Source organism: Aquamicrobium segne (genome assembly GCF_042656785.1).
In the GTDB taxonomy this organism is placed as follows: Bacteria; Pseudomonadota; Alphaproteobacteria; order Rhizobiales; family Rhizobiaceae; genus Mesorhizobium; species Mesorhizobium segne.
Map to the genome: position 1 here is coordinate 114,086 of NZ_JBHSLL010000039.1, position 18,766 is coordinate 132,851.

The following is an 18,766-nucleotide window of genomic DNA, read 5'->3' on the forward strand; positions in this document are numbered from 1 at the left end:
GAGCTAGCTCCCCAATTCGATGGAACGCTTGCGGGCGGCCTCAACCGTTTCGGTCAAAAGCCGGGTCAGCCCGTTTTCGCCCATCAAAACATCCAGCCCGGCAGCCGTGGTGCCCTTATAGCTGGTCACCTTCTGGCGCAGCACGCCCGGTTCCTCACCGCTTTCCACCGCCATGACAGCAGAGCCGTAAATGGTCTGCAGCGCCAGCCGCGCCGCCGTTTTATCAGGCAGACCGGCAGCACGGGCCGCAGCGGTCAGCGCTTCAATGAAATGAAACACATAGCCCGGGCCGGAGCCGGAAACAGCGGTAACCGCATCCATCAGCTTTTCATCGTCAATCGTCGCCACTTCGCCACTGGCTGAAAGCAGATCGGCAACAAAAGCCCGGGCCGTTTCAGTGACCCGATCCGTGGCAAAAACCACCATCATCCCCTTGCCGATTGCGGCTGGAATATTGGGCATACAGCGAATGATCGGGGTTTTGTCGCCCAGAATTTTCTCAAAAGTTGCAACTCCGGTGCCTGCTGCAATGCTGACAAAGGCGGTTTTGCCATTGCCAAAGCGCGTATAGTGGGCCAGCACCTCCTCAATTGCCTGTGGCTTGACGGCAATAACAATAATGTCCGGTGCAAGGTCTTGTGGCAAAGTTCCGGCGTCCGGCGCAACGGTGCACCCAAGGGCTGCTGCCCGGTTGCGCAGCACTTCATTGGGCTCAACGACAATGATTTCATGTGCCGCAATCTTGCCTGAAGCAATCCATCCCGCCAGCATGGCGTGGCCCATATGACCGCACCCAACCAGCACCAGCCTTGTACTCATGATGATGTCCTCCCAACCGATGGTCAACCGCCCGATTTGGGCACCAGCAATGGCACGATACGTTCACTGGTGCTGATTTGCAGATTTTCTACCGTGCCGAAAGATATGCCCAATGTTGTCCATGTCTCAACCAGCGCATCCCGCAGTTCAAGAATCAGCCTGTCTGAATGGAAGGGTGTGGGCGTGATGCGCAGTCGCTCTGTGCCCCGCGGCACAGTAGGATAGTTGATCGGCTGAATATAGATGCCATGCACGCCTAACAGGCGGTCCGTGGCCATTTTGCACAATTCAGGATCGCCCACCAGAAGCGGCACGATATGGGTTTGCGAGGCCATGACCGGCAGGTCTGCCTCGGTCAAAATCTGCTTGCTGCGCGCCACCTGAAGCTGCTGGCGGTCACGTTCTTCCTGCGAGGATTTCAGATGGCGGATCGAGGCCGTTGCGGCAGCCGCCAGCGCTGGCGGCAAGGCGGTGGTGAAGATGAAGCCCGGCGCATAGGAACGCACGGCGTCAATGACTGCGCTTGTGCCGGTAATATAGCCGCCCAATGTGCCAAATGCCTTGGCCAGCGTGCCTTCAATCACGTCGATACGATGCGCCAGCCCCTCCCGTTCGGTGATGCCGCCGCCGCGCTTGCCATACATGCCAACCGCGTGAACCTCATCAATATAGGTCATGGCATTGTATTTTTCGGCCAGGTCGGCGATCTGCGCAATCGGCGCAATATCGCCATCCATGGAATAGACGCTTTCAAAGATGATCAGCTTGGCGCGCTCGCGCCCGGCCTGCTGAAGCAGGCTCTCCAGATGCTCGACATCATTATGGCGAAAAATCCGCTTGTCTGCGCCAGAGCGACGCACACCTTCGATCATCGAGGCATGGTTAAGCTCGTCCGATAAAATAAGGCAATTGGGCAAGAGCCGGGCAATGGTGGAGATGGAGGCCTCGTTGGAGATAAAACCGGAGGTAAAGACCAGTCCGGCTTCCTTGCCGTGCAGATCGGCCAGTTCCTTTTCCAGTTCAACCAGCGGGCTGCTGGTGCCGGAAATGTTGCGGGTGCCGCCAGCCCCCGACCCCATTCGCCCCGCCGCACTCTGAAAAGCATTGACGACAACCGGATGCTGGCCCATGCCCAGATAGTCATTCGAGCACCAGACGGTGATTTCACGTGTTTCTTGACCATTGCGCCACAGCGCCCGCGGGAATTTTCCCACCATGCGCTCCAGATCAGCAAATACACGATAGCGGCGCTCGGCGTGCAACTGATCGATGGCGTCTTCAAAAAACCTTTGATAATTCATGTAACGGAGGTCCTGTTGGAACAATTCCGGTTGAAGGAGAACAAGTCGCGGAAATTGAGGCAACCATAATACCGGGGGGGCTTGGCGTCCATAAAAGCTATATGGCCAAAATGCCACGCCTGTCATGCCTGCGCGACTTGAAAAGGTGGGACATATGAAAATACTGGTTCTTGGCGCAGGCGCCGTGGGCACAGCAGCAGCCTATTATCTGGCCCGCGATGGCCATGAGGTGACAATTATCGAGCGCCATGCCGGTCCGGCGGATGGCACCAGCTTTGCCAATGGCGGGCTGGTTTCGCCAGGTGATGCAACCGCCTGGGCCTCGCCGGAGGCTTTAAAAACCTTTATCCACGGTATCTTCAACCATGATCTTGGCATCAAGGTACGGCTTGGCCGTGATCCTTACCTGTTTTTATGGGGCTTGCGGTTCCTGTTTCAATGCACCCCCGCACGCAAGCGCGCCAACACCGTGCCCAAACTTCGGCTGGCGCTTTATTCGCGTGACTGCATCAATGAATTGTCGGAAGAAACCGGCCTTGCCTATGATGATCGGCGCAAGGGCATTTTATACCTGTATCGCAGTCAGCAAAGTCTGGATGCGGCAGTCAAAAACTACCGCTTTCTTGCCGAACATGGCCTGCCCATCGAAATTGTTGATGCAAAACGTGCGGCCCAGATCGATCCGGGGCTGGCTGCCGCCTGGCAGCATTTTGCCGGGGCTGTGTATTCGCCTATTGATCAGACTGGCGATTCACGTCTGTTTGCAACCCGGCTGGCAGAGTTTTCCAGCAAGAATCTGGGCGCAAAATTCCGGTTCAACACCATGGTTGAAGGGCTGGAGATCGAGGGTGATAAAATACGCGCCGTGCGCACCGATGCCGGCGTGTTTTCCGCTGACGCCGTCGTTCTGGCGATGGGGCCTGAAAGCGGTGTGTTTGGCCGCCGTTACGGGCTTGATCTGCCCATCTGTCCGGTCAAGGGGTATGCAGCAACCCTCCCGCTGGAGGAAGAATCGCTTGGCCCCACCATGGGCGGTGCAGATGAAGACCGCTATATTGCCTATTCACGCCTTGGCGACCGGCTGCGCCTTTCTTCTACCGCTGAATTTACCGGCTTTGACCGTTCATTCGGGCCTGAAAATTTTGCGGCCATGTTTCGTACCGCTCATGAGCTTTTCCCCGGCGCATTCGATCAGTCGAAAGCGCAATTATGGGCAGGTCTGCGCCCGATGATGCCACGCTCGGTGCCGGTCATCGGTCAGGCGCGCTATTCCAATCTTTATCTCAATACCGGCCATGGCCATCTTGGCTGGACGCTTGCTGCAGGCTCGGGGCGCTTGCTGGCCGATCTTGTTGCAGGGCGTTCACCTGAAATTGATACGGCTGATCTTCTCTATCGCAACTGGTAATCGGCGCCGTTTCCTATAATAACGGAAAACCACAAGTGATTGCAGTTGACGGGGGTGGTGATCCTTGCATGCTATGCTTTTTATCAATTTCCCCTGTTTGGAGGAGACAACATGGCCGCGACAGCGTTTGTCGTCATTGATCTTCAAAATGATTTCTGCCCCGGAGGGGCGCTGGCTGTTTCGGGCGGCAATGAAATCATCCCGCTGATCAATCAACTGATCAGCGATAGCGATCACGTCATCATGACGCAGGACTGGCACCCTGCCGGACATTCCAGCTTTGCTTCCAGCCATCCGGGGCGTAAAGCCTATCAGAGCCTGACCATGCCATATGGCGAGCAGACATTGTGGCCCGATCATTGCGTTCAGGGCAGCCATGGAGCCGATTTTCATCCCGACCTTGTCTGGGAGAAGGCCGAACTGGTCATCCGCAAGGGCTACCACCGCAACATTGACAGCTATTCCGCCTTTTTTGAAAATGACCGCACAACGCCGACCGGGCTTGCCGGTTATCTGCGCGAGCGCGGCATTTCAAATATTACCCTTGCAGGTCTTGCGACCGATTTTTGTGTCGTCTATTCCGCACTGGATGCCATAAAGCTTGGCTTTGGTGTCAGCGTACGGCTGGACGCCAGCCGTGGTATTGATCTTGACGGCTCGCTCGACGCCATGACCAGCCAGATGCGTGAGGCAGGTGTCATTTTGGGCTGATATTGCAGACCATCAGCGGCCACACATGCACATAGTCAGACAGGAAAACGGGTCAACATGGCACTATTGCGACTAGCCACACTTGCCGTGGCAGGGTTTGGCGCAAGCCCCGCTCTTGCTGCCGAAGCGTTGCCCGGTGCAGACATGTCACTGTGGTGGGCGCTGCCCTTTGTCGGATTGTTATTGTGCATTGCTACCGGGCCGCTGCTGTTTTCCCATGTCTGGGAACATCATTACGGCAAGATCGCTATCCTGTGGTCTGTGCTGGTCATTGCACCACTGGCCGCCTTTTACGGCATTCCCGCCGCAAGCGAGGCGGTGCTGCATGCTTTGCTTTTGGAATATATGTCTTTCATCATCCTGTTGTTTGCGCTGTTTACGATCTCGGGCGGCATTCTGGTTTCCGGTAATATTCAAGGCACGCCGCTGTTTAATTCCAGCCTGCTCCTGGTGGGGGCAATTCTTGCCTCGGTCATCGGCACCACAGGCGCTTCAATGGTTCTGATTCGTCCCATCATCCGCGCCAATGACAACCGGCCCTTCAATGCCCATGTGGTGGTGTTTTTCATCTTTCTTGTTTCCAATATCGGCGGATCGCTGACCCCGCTGGGCGACCCCCCGCTCTTTATTGGCTTCCTGCGAGGCGTTGATTTTTTCTGGACAACGATCCATTTGCTGCCTGACACACTGTTTGTCGGCGGTATCGTGCTGGCCATTTTCTTCATCATGGACACCATTCTCTACCGGCGTGAAAAAACACTTCCCGCAATCAAGGACCCGACACCAGCCTCAAAAGTGCGTGTCCTTGGCCTGATCAACCTTCCATTGCTGGGTGGTGTGATTGGTGCAATTTTGATGTCGGCAGCCTGGAAGCCGGGCGTGGAGTTCACCATTCAAGGGGTGCATATCGAATTGCAAAATCTGGTGCGCGACATCATCATCGCAGCACTTGCTTTCATATCGCTGCTCGTTTCACCGAAAAAGTATCGCTCCGCCAATGGCTTCAACTGGGGACCGATCCTTGAAGTAGCAAAACTGTTTGTGGCAATCTTCATCTGCATTGTGCCGGTGGTCGCTATTCTGCGTGCTGGTATGGATGGTGCGCTGGCTCCGCTTGTTGCGCTGGTGACAAATGCGTCTGGCGGGCCAAACGATCTGGCCTATTTCTGGATGACCGGCCTGTTGACCTCCTTCCTCGACAATGCACCGACCTATCTGGTGTTTTTTGAACTGGCAGGCGGTAATCCGCAGGAATTGATGACCACATTTGCCAGAACGCTGGCGGCGATTTCAGCCGGTGCGGTATTCATGGGAGCCAACACCTATATCGGCAATGCGCCCAATTTCATGGTCTATGCTATTGCCCGCAATCAAGGTGTGCGCATGCCAAGTTTCTTTGGCTATATGCTGTGGTCCGGCATTGTGCTGTTGCCGCTTTTTGTGCTGTCGAGTTTTATCTTCTTTGGCTGATAAAATGCTCTAGCCGATTCCGACATAGCGCCGGAACGGCGATGGGTCCGCCTTCAAATCAGGAACCGTCACCGTTTCGCGGTGGCGGCCATTTTCAATAAAACTGACACGATCGGCCAGCGCCAGAACCGTCTCGGCCCGCTGCTCGACCAGCAAGGTTGAAACCCCGCGCTGGCGCAAGGTCACAATGATCTCGTGAATTTTAGCAATCATTGATGGCATCAACCCTTCGCCGGGTTCATCAAGCAGCAGAATTTCCGGCTCAAGGCAAAGCGCTCTTGCCATGGCCAGCATTTGCTGTTCGCCGCCGGAAAGTGTGCCTGATTGCTGCTTCAATCTTTCACGCAACAGCGGAAAAAGGTCGAGCACATTCTCGACAACCCTTGCTCCGCCAGCCCTGGCATAAAGGCCGATTTCGAGATTTTCGTAAACCGTCATTTCGGCAAACAGATGCCGCCCCTGTGGCACATAGCCGATGCCATATCGGGGCACTTCATGGGCCGCAAGGGCTGTCAGTTCCGTGCCATTCATGCGCACCGAACCGGCACGCGCTCTGACCAGTCCCATGATTGCCTTGAGCGTGGTTGTCTTGCCCGCACCATTGCGCCCCATCAGGCACAAGACCTCTCCCCTGGTAAGGATGAGGTTGAGCCCATGCAGCACCTGTGCCTGCCCGTAAAAGCAATCAAGGCCGGAAATGCTCAACAGGTCACTCATATCCCTGTTCCCAGATAGGCGCGCTGCACAGCCTCATTGGCGCGGATCTCTTCGGGTGAACCTTGCGCCAGCATTTTGCCAGCCTCCAGCACGGTGATGCGGTGGGCAAGCTGCATGACCACATCCATATTATGCTCGATCAGCAGCACGGTGGCGCTTGCAGCAATTTCAGCCATCAGAGTGTTGAAATTGTCGATCTCGCCGTCACTTAATCCTTGTGTCGGCTCATCCAGTATGATGAGGCGCGGCTTGAGCGCCAGCCCCATGGCCACTTCCAGCAGGCGCTGATGGCCATAAGCCAGTTGGCCGGCGGCAACAGAGGCGTGATTTGTCAGCCCGACCCGCTCCAGCACCTCCATCACCCCGGTGCCTATATGGCCTTCCCCCCGGCCGTCAGCCAATGTGCGCTGCACGGCCAGCGCCACATTGTCGAAAACGCTCAGTTGCGCATAGACACTGGTAATCTGGAATGTATAGGCAATGCCCAGCCTTACACGCTTATGGGCGGGCAGGGTGGTGATGTCTTTGCCATCAAAGAAAATGGCCCCCGAAGAGGGCGCAATCCGCCCGCAGACAAGATTGACGAAAGTGCTTTTTCCAGCCCCGTTGGGGCCGATAAGGGCGTGGATTTCACCCGGCATCAGCGAAAAATCAATCTGATCAACGGCTCGCAAGCCACCAAAATTGCGCGTCAGTTTCCGGGTTTCCAAGAGTGGCTTCATGGCAGCCACCGCAGCCAGAGCCAGCGTTCCCGCAGCGTGCCCAAAAGCCCTTTGCGGAAAAACAGCACCAGCAAGATGAGCACGACCCCCACCACCAGCATATAGGCGGCAGTGTAGCCGCTGGCGATATCGACCACATAATACATGAAAACAGTGCCGATGAGCGGCCCAAGCACGGTTGCCGTTCCGCCCAGCAACACCCATAAAAGCGGCAGGATGGAATATTGCACCGAGGCAAAATTGGCCCCCACATAACCAAATAACAGGCCATAGGCAGCACCGGCGCCAGCGCATATTGTGCCCGATAACACCAGTGCCGCCAATCGGTTGGCAAAAGTGTCATAGCCCAGCATTTGGGTGCGTTCTTCATTTTCACGGATTGCCACCAGCACCCGGCCAGAACCGGTGCGCACCCAAAAAAGCAGGGCAAAAAGCACGATGGCAAACAGTGCCAGCGCCAGCAGATAACGCGTTGTCGGGTTGGTCAGGTCGAGCACGCCAAATCCGGTTTCAATACGGCGTTGCTGAGGTTTGAGCGCCAGTCCCTGATCGCCGCCGGTGAAAGCAGAAAAATAGATGATGGCAAGGTGGCAGGCCTGCGCAAACATCAGTGTCACAATCATGAAGGCAACGCCCGTGGTGCGCAGCGCCAGCAGGCCGACACAAAGCGCCAGTGCCGCTCCGCAGCCAAGAGCCAAGAGAAAGGCTTCCGGCACCCCAAAACCCCAATGATGGAGGCTCAAGCCTGCGCCATACAGCCCGGCTGCAAAGAACATGGCATGGCCAAGCGACAAAAGTCCGCCATAGCCGAAGGTGAGATTATAGCCCATGGCAAAAGTGGCCAGCACCAGAATGCGCGCCATCAGCCCGTGATGATAGGCGGGCAGCAGAAAATTCAGCGCAACCAGCACCATAACCACGATGACATGAAGCCCATATGATTTGGCGGCTGTGCTCATCGTGAGACCTTGCCGAACAGGCCTTGCGGGCGAAACACCAGCACCATGGCAACCACCAGAGTGGCGATCAGTCGGGCGAGAGTCGGCGAAAAGAACATGGAAATGACGCCATCTGAACTGCCGATCAGCAGGGCTGCCACCACCGTGCCGCGTAAGGAGCCAAGCCCGCCGATGATGACGACGGCAAATGAAAGCAGCAACGGGTCTTGCCCCATCAGATAATGCGCCTGACTGATCGGCACGATCAATACTGCCGCAATCGCCGCCAGCATCGCCCCAATGGCAAAAACAACACCATAAACACGCCCGACCGGAATGCCGAAAGCCTGCGCGGTTTGGCGATCATATTGGGTGGCGCGCATGATGAGGCCTGCCCGTGTTCGCGTCAAAATCAGCCATGACAGCGTTAATATCAGTGCAGAGATACCAATGATCGATAATTTATAGGCGGAATAGCCAAACCAGGGCAGCGCAATGCGGAAATTATAAGGTGGCGGCACGGGGCGCGCATCTGCCCCATAGAAACTGAGCGCAAGCTGCTGGAGGATATAAAGCAGGCCAATCGTGGCGACGATGGTCGCTTCGGGGTCATAATCCAGCCGCCGCAGCACCAGTCGCTCTGCCAGGAGCGCTACGGCTCCCACAATCAATGGCGCAATGACAAGGGCTGCGGCAAAGCCAAGTGCCGGACTGCCACCAATGGCCGTCGTGATCGCCCATGCCAGCACCGCGCCCAGCATGAACAATTCGCCATGAGCCACATTGACCACACGCATGACCCCGAACACCAGCGACAGGCCAAGCGCTGTCAGGGCCAGCACCGCCGAAGCAACAAGCCCTTCCAGCACCGCCAGCAGCAGATGCGGCCCAAAACTCATGGTGTTCTATCTGCCAGCAAGGTTTTCAGATATCAGAACGACTGCTTTGTATAGTCGGCTTCCGGTTCGTAAAGGCTGTCTTCAATAGCCGTCTTGTGCACCACATCAAGACGGCCATTTTCCAGCTTTGAAATATATTGATGGCTGAACACCTGATGGAGCTTGCCGTCAAACAGCTTGTCGCCTTGCGGATGTTCAGGTCCTTCGGCCATTGTGGTTATGGCTTCAGTTGCCTCGACCAGCTTCTGGCGGTCTTCCGGTCCGCGATAGTTGCAAGCCTCCATGGCCTGTTTGATGACGTAAAGCGTCTCCCAGCAGCCAAACATATGGCCAGCGGTTGAAACATCCTTGGGGTCATCGACCGATGCGCCATTGTCATCAATGCCGACCGCGGCCCGATAGATCTTCATCGCCTCGCTGTCATTGGGTTGCGCATAGCGCGGCGCACCTTCCCAGAAATGGCTGCCTTCCAGAAAATCAAGGCCGGGATTGTTGAAATCGACCGCTTCCAGAGAATCGATGAAGCCAAACTGTTTTGGCCCGCTGGAGCCATAAAACTCGCCCAGTTCCTTGACGAAGGTCAGCACGGAAGGCCCGACCATGACGTGATAGAGCAGGTCAATATTGGAAGGGATCTGCGGGAAATACCGGGTAAAAGAGCTTTCGGTCGGCGGAATGGCAATTTTTGCCACCACCTCGGCTCCGGCTTTTTCCAGCGCCGGTGGCAGATAATCGCGATGATCATAGCCGAAAGCATAATCGGGGTAGATCATGGCGACTTTCTTGCCGGCATTGGCAGCAATCCACGGCGCCATGGCGGTCACCTGGGCGCGCACATCGGCAATGCCGGGTTGCAGGCACCAGCGATTAAGCTGGCCCGATGCCACATGATACCCTTCGCTGACCACATAATAGGGGATTTTCAACTCTCCCGCGGTTGGCGCCGAGCCTGTCACCACATGGGAAAACAAAGTGCCGTAAACAATGTCGGTCTTGTGCTGATTGGCAAATTTGGCCACCACTTCAGCGCCGCGTCCGGCATCTGTGCCATCATCTTCGGTGATGATTTCAACCGGGCGGCCATTGATGCCACCTGCTTCATTGATGCGTTTGACGGCAGCAGTGGTGGTGCGTTCATACCAGCGGCCATAGGCAGCCCCGATGCCGGTGCGGTGACATTGAAAACCGATGCGGATCGGCGCTGAGCTTTGCGCCTGTGCATAGCGCACAAAGCCCGGCGCTGTTATCAGGCCGCCTGCAGCCGCCATGCCTTTCAGGGCGGTGCGGCGGGTGAGCGCGGCCTGTCCGGTGGCGGGAAGGGCTTTCCGATCGGTCATGAGAAACTATCCTGTTCTGGCATGAGGAAAAAGGCGGGCCAAGCTAAATCATCAAAGAAGGAGCGTTGCAAGACAAGGCTTGGCTTGACAGGTTATAATCCGTTTATCGGGCCGTTTATTGGGCGTTACTAAAGTAAGATCCAGAGCATTTTGTCCATTTCCAGAGAAACAGACAAAATGCTCTAAAAAAAGATCACACTTTCACCAATTGCTCGACGCGCTCATCATTGCCGAAAAGCTGGATGTAACGCTGGATTTCATCCTTGTCGCCAGTGGCTTTTGCCGGGTTGTCGGAAAGCTTGACCACAGGGCGACCATTGGCTTGCGTTGGCTTGCACACCAGTGAAATCGGGTTCAGCCGGTCGGTGGGCACTGGCGCGCAGCCTTCAAAATCATTGGTCAGATTGGTGCCCCAGCCAAAGGCCATGCGCACGCGACCATGAAAATGCTGATAGGTCTCACGAATGGTTTCAGCTTCCAGACCATCGGAAAAGATCAACATCTTCTGACGTGGATCATGACCTTTTTGATGCCACCATGAAATGATGCGCTCGCCGCCTTCAATGGGTGGTGCGCTGTCTGGCCGAAAGCCGGTCCAGTCGGCCACCCAGTCGGGCGCATCACGCAAAAAAGCAGCTGTGCCAAAAGCATCGGGCAGCACGATCAAAAGATTGCCGCCATAGTAACGCTGCCAATCGCGCAACACCCGGTAAGGGGCCTGCATCAATTCGCTGTCATTTTCTGCCAGCGCGGCCAGAACCATGGGCAGTTCATGGGCATTGGTGCCCACGGCCTCAAGGTCGGTGTCCATCGCCAGCTTGACATTGGAGGTGCCGGTAAAAGCCTCGCCAATGCCTTCCTTGAGCGCCTCCACGCACCAGCGCTGCCACAAAAAGGAATGGCGGCGGCGGGTGCCGAAGTCGGAAATATTGATGTCGGGAAGCTGCTTGAGCAGCTCGGTCTTGGTCCACATCTTGGCCTTGGCGCGGGCGTAAAGCACATCCAGCGCAAAAGGACCATAGTCGCGCAAGGCGGCGCGCGAGCGCAATTCATTGATGATCGCCAGCGCCGGAATTTCCCACATGGTGGTGTGCATCCAGGGCCCTGGAAAGCTTAACTCATATTGCCCGTCGCGTTTTTCCAGATGGTATTCAGGAAGCTTGAAATCCTCCAGCCAGGCAAGAAATTCCGGCTCGAATATCTGCTTGCGGCCATAAAAAGTGTTGCCGCCCAACCAGATCATTTCCTTTTTGGAAAAGCGCAAGGTTCGCGCATGGTCAAGCTGTTCACGCAGCGCCCCTTCATCAATCTCATCGGCCAGCCGCACCAAGGTGGTCCGGTTGATGAGTGTGAAAGTGGCATCGACCTTTGGGTACATGCCCCAGATCATCTGCAACATCAAAAGCTTGTAGAAATCCGTATCGAGCAGACTGCGCACGATCGGATCAAGTTTCCATGTATGATTATAGACGCGCCGTGCAATATCGGTTTTGGTCATGTTCCTGAAGCTTTTCCCCTGGCTTCCGGTGGAAAGAATATCTCGACATGCTTTAGGGCATGGCACGGAAAGCGGCAAGCCGCTCCCGCCGCAACCAGCGCGCCAGAAGCAGCACCGCTACAGACGCCAACCCTGCTGACAGGCCCATCCAGACGCCGCGCCCATCGAAGCCCAGATGAAAAGCCAGCACAATACCAAGTGGCATTCCAATGCCCCAATAGCCGATTGCTGCATAAATCATCGGCAAGGTCGTATCATGCAGGCCACGTAGTACGCCCGCCATAACCGCCTGTGCGCCATCGACAATCTGGAACAGGGCCGCCACCGCAAGAAAGCCGATCGACAATTGCACCACTTCGGCATTTGCCGGGCTGGTGACATCAATGAAACCACCAAGCAAGGTACGTGGCAACAGCATCATTGCCGAGGCGGAGCAGGCCATAAACCCGACGCCCAAGGCAAATGAGGTCCAGCCGGCCCGCGCAATCGCCTGCCGGTCATGTGCGCCATAGGCGATGCCGACACGTACCGTCGCCGCCTGATTGATTCCCTGCGGCACCATGAAGCTGATGGAGCAGAGCTGGATGACCACCGCATAGGCAGCCAGTGATGAAGCGCCAATCAGGCCCATCATGAAGGCGGCTGCATTAAACAGCGTCACTTCAAATGCCATCATGGTTGCAATCGGCAGGCCAAGCCACAAAAGCTGGCGCAGCCGTTGCCAGTCTGGCCGCCAGAAACGGCCAAACAGGCGATAGCGCCGAAACCGACGATCCAGCATCACCACCAGCACCATGCCGATAAACATGATGAAATTGGCGGTTGAGGTGGCAATTCCTGAGCCGACGATGCCAAATCTGGGAAAACCGAAATAGCCAAAGACCAGCACCAGATTGCCGACAAGATTGATGGCCACAGCAGCAAAAGCCGTCACTGTGGCCCAGCCGGGTCGCTCTAGAGACGCAACAAAGGAACGCAGCACCACATAAAGGAAAAACGGCAGCAACCCCCATTGCAAGGCGCGCAGATAGCGCCCCGCCTCAGCCGCAAGGGCTGGTTCCTGTCCCATGGCCAGCAAGATGCTTTCGCCATTCCACAGCAGAACCCAGATCGGCAGGGCTATCAGGACAGCCACCCATAAGCCCTGTCGCACAGTGCGGCGCAGATCCCGCACCGAATTGCGCCGCCGCCCGACTTCACGCGCCATCATCGGCACTGTGGCCAGCATGAGGCCAAGCCCGAAAACAAGCGGCGCCATATAAAGATTGGCCCCCAATGCGCTGGCAGCCAGTGTGGAAGGCCCGACCCGGCCAAGGACCATGACGTCGGTGGCGGTCATGGCTGTTTGCGCAAGATTGGTCAGTACCAAAGGCCAGGCAAGCGACAGCGTTGCCTTGAATTCCTCACGCCACAGATGCCCGGATGCGCCTGCATCCGCTTTGATGGTGGACATGTATTTCTTCCGATCGCGGCGCATCGGAGACATGTCCGGAAGCCACACAAGGATTGCGGAAAGAATGTTCCCCAATCGCCTTAGTCTTTTGCCTGCAACATGAGCATATGGCAAGGCCTTGACGGGCTGCTTCAAAAAAAGACCCGGTCTTAATGGCTTTGGCAAACACATTTTGCGCAATTGCATGGACGCTCAGGCTTTGCGATAAGCAACGAACTGCCACGACCAGTCGCGGCAATGCCTCCTGCAGGATACGACGCCCATTGCGTCAGCAAACATTCTTCTTTAAAGGCCCGACATGACGAAGATGCAGCACTCCGACACTATCCTCATCATTGATTTCGGCAGCCAGGTCACGCAACTGATTGCAAGGCGGGTTCGCGAGGCTGGCGCCTATTGCGAAATTGCCCCTTTCCAATCGGCAGAGGAAGCCTTTACCCGGATGGCGCCCAAAGGTGTGATTCTTTCCGGCAGCCCCCATTCCGCCATCGAAATTGGCAGCCCGCGCGCCCCGCAGAAAATTTTTGAAGCCGGCATTCCGGTGCTTGGCATCTGTTATGGTGAGCAGACCATGTGCGCGCAGCTTGGCGGTCAGGTCGAGGCCGGGCATGAGCGCGAATTTGGCCGCGCCTTTCTGGAAATCCAAGCTGACTGCGCCCTGTTTGAGGGTGTCTGGGCCAAGGGCACCCGCCATCAGGTGTGGATGAGCCATGGCGACCGGGTGACTGCTTTGCCTGAAGGGTTTCAGGTTGTGGGCACTTCGCGTGGTGCGCCTTTTGCGGCGATCGCTGATGAGAAACGGCATTTTTATGCCGTCCAGTTTCACCCGGAAGTGGTTCACACGCCCGATGGTGCACGCCTGCTTGCCAATTTTGTGCGCAATATTGTCGGCCTGCAAGGTGAGTGGACCATGTCGGCCTATCGCCAGCAGGCGGTGGAGGCAATCCGCCAGCAGGTGGGCGATAAAAAGGTGATCTGTGCGCTTTCGGGCGGTGTCGATTCGTCGGTTGCAGCCTTGCTGGTGCATGAAGCCGTGGGTGAGCAGCTTACCTGCATCCTTGTCGATCATGGGCTGATGCGCAAGAATGAGGCCGATAATGTCGTGGCCATGTTCCACGAGCATTACAATCTGCGGCTGATCCGGGTCGATGCTGCCGACCGATTCATTTCGGCGCTGGAAGGCGAGAGCGACCCTGAAACCAAGCGCAAGACCATTGGCCGTCTGTTCATCGAGGTTTTCGAGGAAGAGGCAAAAAAGCTCGGCGGCGCAGATTTTCTTGCTCAAGGAACGCTCTATCCCGATGTCATTGAAAGCGTCTCCTTTACCGGAGGCCCTTCCGTCACCATCAAGTCGCATCACAATGTTGGCGGCCTGCCAGAGCGCATGAACATGCAGCTCGTCGAGCCGCTGCGTGAATTATTCAAGGACGAGGTGCGTGTGCTTGGCAAGGAACTGGGTCTGCCGGAAAGTTTTATTGGCCGCCATCCTTTCCCGGGGCCGGGCCTTGCCATTCGCTGCCCCGGCGGCGTGACCCGCGAAAAACTGGATATTTTGCGCGAGGCGGACGCCATCTATCTGGATGAAATTCGTAAAGCGGGCCTTTATGATACGATCTGGCAGGCTTTTGCCGTGCTGCTGCCTGTGCAGACGGTGGGTGTGATGGGCGATAACCGCACTTATGAATTTGTCTGTGCGCTACGCGCCGTCACCTCGGTAGATGGCATGACCGCAGATTTTTACCATTACGACATGAGCTTCCTTGGCAACACCGCCACCCGCATCATCAATGAGGTGCGCGGCATCAACCGGGTTGTCTATGATGTCACCTCCAAGCCCCCCGGCACCATCGAGTGGGAATAAGTTGCAAGAGTTCTGACCCTACTGCCTCTGCCTCCGGCAGGCATCAGCGAGCAAGCCAATGAATACCAGTAAAAAGATCTATTCCGGCAAGACAAAAGACCTGTTCGCCCTGCCGAATGGCAATATTTTTCTTGTCTTCAAGGATGACGTTACTGGCGCAGACGGCGTAATCGACCCCGGCGCCAATAGTGTCATCGGCAAGGTTGAAGGCAAGGGCAACAAATCTCTGGCCATGACGGACTATTTCTTCAAATGTCTTCACGCTGCCGGCATCCCCACTCATCTTGTGCATGTCGATCTTGAGAAGGGCGCAATGGAGGTCCGGCGCGCCGAGCCACTGGGCAAGGATGTCAGCGGTTCAGGCGGCTTTGAATTTGTCTGCCGTACCCGTCCATGGGGCAGCTTCATCCGCCGTTACCAGAAATATATTCAAGACACCGGGCAAGACCTTGCCTATCTCGTCGAAGTCACGGTCAAGGACGATGAGCGCGGCGATCCCCTCATCAATGACGATACGATCATTGCCCTTGGCCTTCTCAAGCCGAGCCACCTTGAGCAGGCCAAGACCATTACCCGCCATGTGTGCCGCATTGTTGAAGCCGATCTGCGCAACAAGGGCCTGACACTGATCGACATGAAGATTGAAATCGGACTTGTTGACGGTGAGATCGTGGTCATCGATGAAATCTCCGCCGATGCAATGCGGGTCATGGATGACACGGGCACAGTGCTGGATCATGGAACTGTCTATGCAAGACTGATCCGCTAGAGCGGGTCGCTTTTCTTTCAGATTCATGCGACCCGCTTTCAGCCTTTGTTTTTACGCATGTCTTTATCCCGAAACTGGTTCTTAAGTTCGGGAGACAGGTTTTAGCGCAAATAGCCTTCCGTCAGCGCCACCCAATAGGCTGCTCCGATGGGCAATATGCCCTGATTGAAGATGAATTCGGGGTGGTGGACCATTTTTGTGTCGCCATTGCCGAGGAAGCAGTAGGCTCCCTTTTTCTTCTGGAGCATGAAGGCAAAATCTTCAGAGCCAAGATAGGTCGGGCCGGGATAAATGACCTCATCATCGCCGAAGGTATGACGGGCGATCTCGGCGACTTTTTCGGTTTCAGCAGCGTCATTGACCAGCACGGCCCCCGGCACGCCTTCGCGAATTTTGAAGGTGCATCCAAAAGATTCGGCCTGACTTGAGATCAGACGGCGGACATTGTTGAGCACCATGGCGCGATCTTCGGGTGTGGTGGTGCGGATCGACAGCCGCAGGATCGCGCTATGGGCAATCACATTGCCGGCATTGCCTGCCAGAAAGGCGCCGACAGTGACGACAGCGCGGTTGGCGGGGCTGACATTGCGCGCCACGATGGTCTGCAAGGCCATCACCAGCGATGAACCGGCTACGACCGGGTCAATCGACAATTCCGGCATGGCGCCATGTCCGCCCTTGCCGGTGATTTCCACTTCCCAATTGTCAACGGCGGCCATCACGTCGCCGGGCGTGAAATAAAGCTTGCCAAGCTCCAGTCCCGGCATGTTGTGCATGCCAAATACCGCATCAACCGGAAAGCGTTCAAACAGCCCGTCCTCGATCATGGCCGGGCCGCCCTGCATGGTCTCTTCGCCCGGCTGGAAGATCAGGCGCACAGTGCCGTTGAAGTTCCTGGTTTCGGCCAGATATTTTGCGGCCCCCAGCAGCATGGTGGTGTGGCCATCATGGCCGCAAAGATGCGCAACGCCTGTAACGCCCGATTTATAGGGCAGGGTGTTGATCTCCTCGATCGGCAGAGCGTCGAAATCAGCGCGCAGCCCGATGGCGCCATTGCCATTGCCTGCTTTCAGCGATGCGACAATGCCATGCTTGCCGACGCCTTCCTCAACCTCATAGCCAAGGTCCCTGACGATCCCGGCAATATATTGAGCCGTCTTTTCTTCCTGCATCGACAATTCGGGAGAGCGATGCATATGCTCGAACCATTCCTTCATGCTGGCCCGGTCAAGTTTATTGACGATCGCGTTCATGGAAATATCCTTTCTTCGCAGCCGGTTTTGAAATGATATATGTTTTTGTCTTTATTTGTCGCCGGGCTTTCCTTTGGGCACAGTGACCATGATCGAAACGATAGCGGCCACCACCATCAGCAGATTGACAGCAAGCGCAAAGAACGCAGCCTCACGAACCGCGAGATTGTCCTGGCGTCCGACATAAGAAATGACGCCTTCGATCCAGGCGACCGAACTGTTGTCGTTTGAAAGTGCTGTGAAAACGGCAGCCGAAATGGCAACGCCAAAGGAAGCGCCAAGCGACGAGGCCATCTTGTAGATGCCGGACCCGGAGCCTGCCTGATCGGAGGGCAGGTTGGATAGCGCCGCATCCGTCGAGGGCGTGGCGTAAAAGGCAAGGCCAAGGCCAAACAGCGTATAGGCAAGAATGGCGAGGATCTTGTAGGCGTCCAGCATCATGTGGCTCTGCATCAAAAGCAGGATCGAGACACCCACAATCAGTGAGCCCCAGATCATCGGCTTGCGCGGGCCGAAGCGTTGCAGCAGTTTTTCACCGACGCGGATGAAGGCGACGATGGCGATGGCATAGCCCAGTGTCAGCAATCCAGTCTGCTGGGCGTCCATATTGCCGCCAAGCTGCAACAATGTCATCGACACGATCAGAATACCGGCAACGCCGTTGAGCAGGAAATTTGAGATCGTGGCCCCGGTATAGGTCATGTTGCGGAATAGGCCGAAATTGACGAACGCATTGGAATTGCCGCTTTCGATGCGAAAGAAAATAACGCCAAAGACAATGGCGGCCACCAGCAGGCCAAGCGTCTGCCAGCTACCCCAGCCAAATGAGGCGCCTTGCGTGGCAAAAATCTGCAACGCGACCATGGCGATCATGAAGGTGATGACGCCGTCAAGATCGAATTTGTAGCCAGCCTTGGCTTCGGCGCGACTTTCAGGGGTGCCGCGTACCATCAAAAGGCCAATCAGCGAGATGGCGGCGGCGGCAAAGAAGATCGAACGCCAGCCAAGATTTTGCGCCATCAGGCCGCCAAACAGGGCTGCAAAGCCGGAGCCGCCCCAGGAGCCCATCGACCACAGGGATACCGCGCGCTGTCGGCCTGCTCCATCCCAGTACTCTTTGACCAGCGCCAGCGAGGCGGGCATGATGAAGGCCCCGGAAAGACCCTGACAGATGCGGCCCAGCATCAGGAAGGTCGAACCCATCGACCCTGTGGGCGCCAGCGCGACCAGAAGCGAGCCTGCGATTGAAAACACAAAGCCCCATTGCACGACACGGACCCGGCCAAAGCGGTCGGCCAGCCCGCCCATGACAACGACAAAGATGCCGGAAAACAGCGCGGTAATGGAGACGGCGATGTTCATCAGCGATTGTTCGATGCCCAGATCATGGGCCATCAGCGGTGAAATGTTCAGCGTCGTCTGGGCAAACAGCCAGAAGGCTAAAACGCCCAGGATGATGCCGAAAAGGAGTTTGTCATTGCCTTGGTAAGCTGCCGCAGCTTGTGTATTCATTGGTGCCGCCCTGAGTTGAGTGAGTGACTATGAGCTTAGAGCATTTTGTGAGTACAGATGATTCCATCTGTACTCACAAAATGCTCAAGATTGCGTCT

Annotated in this window: 16 protein-coding genes; 5 read left to right on the forward strand and 11 right to left on the reverse strand. The window is 56.3% G+C overall.

Annotation, left to right across the window (positions count from 1 at the left end; all coding sequences use genetic code 11):
• Positions 1-3: 3 nt before the first annotated feature.
• Both proC and hemA read right to left on the reverse strand, forming a co-directional pair.
• The gene (gene proC / locus ACFPLB_RS12125; RefSeq protein WP_378229942.1) at positions 4-819 is read right to left on the reverse strand and encodes a pyrroline-5-carboxylate reductase; all 816 of its coding nucleotides are present in this window, start codon (positions 817-819) and stop codon (positions 4-6) included.
• 23 nt (positions 820-842) lie between these two features.
• Positions 843-2,120 carry a 5-aminolevulinate synthase gene (gene hemA / locus ACFPLB_RS12130; protein WP_378229944.1) on the reverse strand — a complete coding sequence of 426 codons (1,278 nt, stop codon included), beginning with the start codon at positions 2,118-2,120 and terminating at the stop codon, positions 843-845.
• Positions 2,121-2,274: 154 nt separating this feature from the next.
• Between hemA and ACFPLB_RS12135 the strand changes: the two genes are divergently transcribed.
• The 3 genes from ACFPLB_RS12135 (at position 2,275) to ACFPLB_RS12145 (ending at position 5,709) form a co-directional block, all read left to right on the forward strand.
• Complete coding sequence (locus ACFPLB_RS12135; protein WP_378229946.1) at positions 2,275-3,528, forward strand: D-amino acid dehydrogenase; 1,254 nt, start codon at positions 2,275-2,277, stop codon at positions 3,526-3,528.
• Between the two features lie 111 nt (positions 3,529-3,639).
• The gene (gene pncA, locus ACFPLB_RS12140; protein WP_378229948.1) at positions 3,640-4,239 is read left to right on the forward strand and encodes a bifunctional nicotinamidase/pyrazinamidase; all 600 of its coding nucleotides are present in this window, start codon (positions 3,640-3,642) and stop codon (positions 4,237-4,239) included.
• 57 nt (positions 4,240-4,296) lie between these two features.
• Positions 4,297-5,709, forward strand: a complete 1,413-nt coding sequence (locus ACFPLB_RS12145; RefSeq protein ID WP_378229950.1) for a sodium:proton antiporter — start codon at positions 4,297-4,299, stop codon at positions 5,707-5,709.
• A gap of 9 nt (positions 5,710-5,718) precedes the next feature.
• Here ACFPLB_RS12145 and ACFPLB_RS12150 read toward each other — a convergent pair whose 3' ends face one another.
• The 7 genes from ACFPLB_RS12150 to ACFPLB_RS12180 form a co-directional block, all read right to left on the reverse strand.
• Positions 5,719-6,426, reverse strand: coding sequence for an ABC transporter ATP-binding protein (locus ACFPLB_RS12150; RefSeq protein WP_378229952.1), 708 nt, complete (start codon positions 6,424-6,426; stop codon positions 5,719-5,721).
• A complete protein-coding gene (locus tag ACFPLB_RS12155) occupies positions 6,423-7,148 on the reverse strand; it encodes an ABC transporter ATP-binding protein (protein WP_378229954.1) in 726 nt (241 codons plus the stop codon). The genes ACFPLB_RS12150 and ACFPLB_RS12155 overlap by 4 nt, the downstream gene beginning before the upstream one ends.
• Positions 7,145-8,107 carry a branched-chain amino acid ABC transporter permease gene (locus ACFPLB_RS12160; RefSeq protein ID WP_378229956.1) on the reverse strand — a complete coding sequence of 321 codons (963 nt, stop codon included), beginning with the start codon at positions 8,105-8,107 and terminating at the stop codon, positions 7,145-7,147. Before ACFPLB_RS12160 ends, ACFPLB_RS12155 begins: the two co-directional genes overlap by 4 nt.
• Positions 8,104-8,985, reverse strand: coding sequence for a branched-chain amino acid ABC transporter permease (locus ACFPLB_RS12165; protein ID WP_378229958.1), 882 nt, complete (start codon positions 8,983-8,985; stop codon positions 8,104-8,106). The genes ACFPLB_RS12160 and ACFPLB_RS12165 overlap by 4 nt, the downstream gene beginning before the upstream one ends.
• 32 nt (positions 8,986-9,017) lie before the next feature.
• Positions 9,018-10,322 carry an ABC transporter substrate-binding protein gene (locus tag ACFPLB_RS12170; RefSeq protein WP_378229960.1) on the reverse strand — a complete coding sequence of 435 codons (1,305 nt, stop codon included), beginning with the start codon at positions 10,320-10,322 and terminating at the stop codon, positions 9,018-9,020.
• A gap of 193 nt (positions 10,323-10,515) precedes the next feature.
• Positions 10,516-11,820, reverse strand: coding sequence for a nicotinate phosphoribosyltransferase (gene pncB / locus ACFPLB_RS12175; protein ID WP_378229962.1), 1,305 nt, complete (start codon positions 11,818-11,820; stop codon positions 10,516-10,518).
• 52 nt (positions 11,821-11,872) lie between these two features.
• Positions 11,873-13,273, reverse strand: coding sequence for an MATE family efflux transporter (locus ACFPLB_RS12180; protein ID WP_378229964.1), 1,401 nt, complete (start codon positions 13,271-13,273; stop codon positions 11,873-11,875).
• A 298-nt stretch (positions 13,274-13,571) separates the two neighbouring features.
• Between ACFPLB_RS12180 and guaA the strand changes: the two genes are divergently transcribed.
• Both guaA and ACFPLB_RS12190 read left to right on the forward strand, forming a co-directional pair.
• Entirely contained in the window at positions 13,572-15,134 is a 1,563-nt protein-coding gene (gene guaA, locus ACFPLB_RS12185; protein WP_378229966.1) for a glutamine-hydrolyzing GMP synthase, read from the forward strand.
• A gap of 58 nt (positions 15,135-15,192) precedes the next feature.
• Positions 15,193-15,903 carry a phosphoribosylaminoimidazolesuccinocarboxamide synthase gene (locus ACFPLB_RS12190; protein ID WP_378229968.1) on the forward strand — a complete coding sequence of 237 codons (711 nt, stop codon included), beginning with the start codon at positions 15,193-15,195 and terminating at the stop codon, positions 15,901-15,903.
• A gap of 101 nt (positions 15,904-16,004) precedes the next feature.
• Here the strand turns inward: ACFPLB_RS12190 and ACFPLB_RS12195 are convergent, their stop codons facing one another.
• Together ACFPLB_RS12195 and ACFPLB_RS12200 are read right to left on the reverse strand one after the other, a co-directional pair.
• A complete protein-coding gene (locus ACFPLB_RS12195) occupies positions 16,005-17,156 on the reverse strand; it encodes a M20 aminoacylase family protein (protein WP_378229970.1) in 1,152 nt (383 codons plus the stop codon).
• 51 nt (positions 17,157-17,207) lie between these two features.
• Positions 17,208-18,668, reverse strand: a complete 1,461-nt coding sequence (locus ACFPLB_RS12200; RefSeq protein ID WP_378229972.1) for an MFS transporter — start codon at positions 18,666-18,668, stop codon at positions 17,208-17,210.
• Positions 18,669-18,766: the final 98 nt, after the last annotated feature.

Coding starts and splice junctions, on each gene's coding strand:
- ACFPLB_RS12145 (WP_378229950.1), top strand. CDS start 4,297: ATGGCACTATTGCGACTAGCCACACTTGCCGTGGCAGGGTTTGGCGCA.
- ACFPLB_RS12190 (WP_378229968.1), top strand. CDS start 15,193: ATGAATACCAGTAAAAAGATCTATTCCGGCAAGACAAAAGACCTGTTC.
- guaA (WP_378229966.1), top strand. CDS start 13,572: ATGACGAAGATGCAGCACTCCGACACTATCCTCATCATTGATTTCGGC.
- ACFPLB_RS12195 (WP_378229970.1), bottom strand. CDS start 17,156: ATGAACGCGATCGTCAATAAACTTGACCGGGCCAGCATGAAGGAATGG.
- ACFPLB_RS12180 (WP_378229964.1), bottom strand. CDS start 13,273: ATGTCCACCATCAAAGCGGATGCAGGCGCATCCGGGCATCTGTGGCGT.
- pncB (WP_378229962.1), bottom strand. CDS start 11,820: ATGACCAAAACCGATATTGCACGGCGCGTCTATAATCATACATGGAAA.
- ACFPLB_RS12135 (WP_378229946.1), top strand. CDS start 2,275: ATGAAAATACTGGTTCTTGGCGCAGGCGCCGTGGGCACAGCAGCAGCC.
- ACFPLB_RS12155 (WP_378229954.1), bottom strand. CDS start 7,148: ATGAAGCCACTCTTGGAAACCCGGAAACTGACGCGCAATTTTGGTGGC.
- ACFPLB_RS12200 (WP_378229972.1), bottom strand. CDS start 18,668: ATGAATACACAAGCTGCGGCAGCTTACCAAGGCAATGACAAACTCCTT.
- ACFPLB_RS12165 (WP_378229958.1), bottom strand. CDS start 8,985: ATGAGTTTTGGGCCGCATCTGCTGCTGGCGGTGCTGGAAGGGCTTGTT.
- pncA (WP_378229948.1), top strand. CDS start 3,640: ATGGCCGCGACAGCGTTTGTCGTCATTGATCTTCAAAATGATTTCTGC.
- proC (WP_378229942.1), bottom strand. CDS start 819: ATGAGTACAAGGCTGGTGCTGGTTGGGTGCGGTCATATGGGCCACGCC.
- ACFPLB_RS12170 (WP_378229960.1), bottom strand. CDS start 10,322: ATGACCGATCGGAAAGCCCTTCCCGCCACCGGACAGGCCGCGCTCACC.
- ACFPLB_RS12160 (WP_378229956.1), bottom strand. CDS start 8,107: ATGAGCACAGCCGCCAAATCATATGGGCTTCATGTCATCGTGGTTATG.
- hemA (WP_378229944.1), bottom strand. CDS start 2,120: ATGAATTATCAAAGGTTTTTTGAAGACGCCATCGATCAGTTGCACGCC.
- ACFPLB_RS12150 (WP_378229952.1), bottom strand. CDS start 6,426: ATGAGTGACCTGTTGAGCATTTCCGGCCTTGATTGCTTTTACGGGCAG.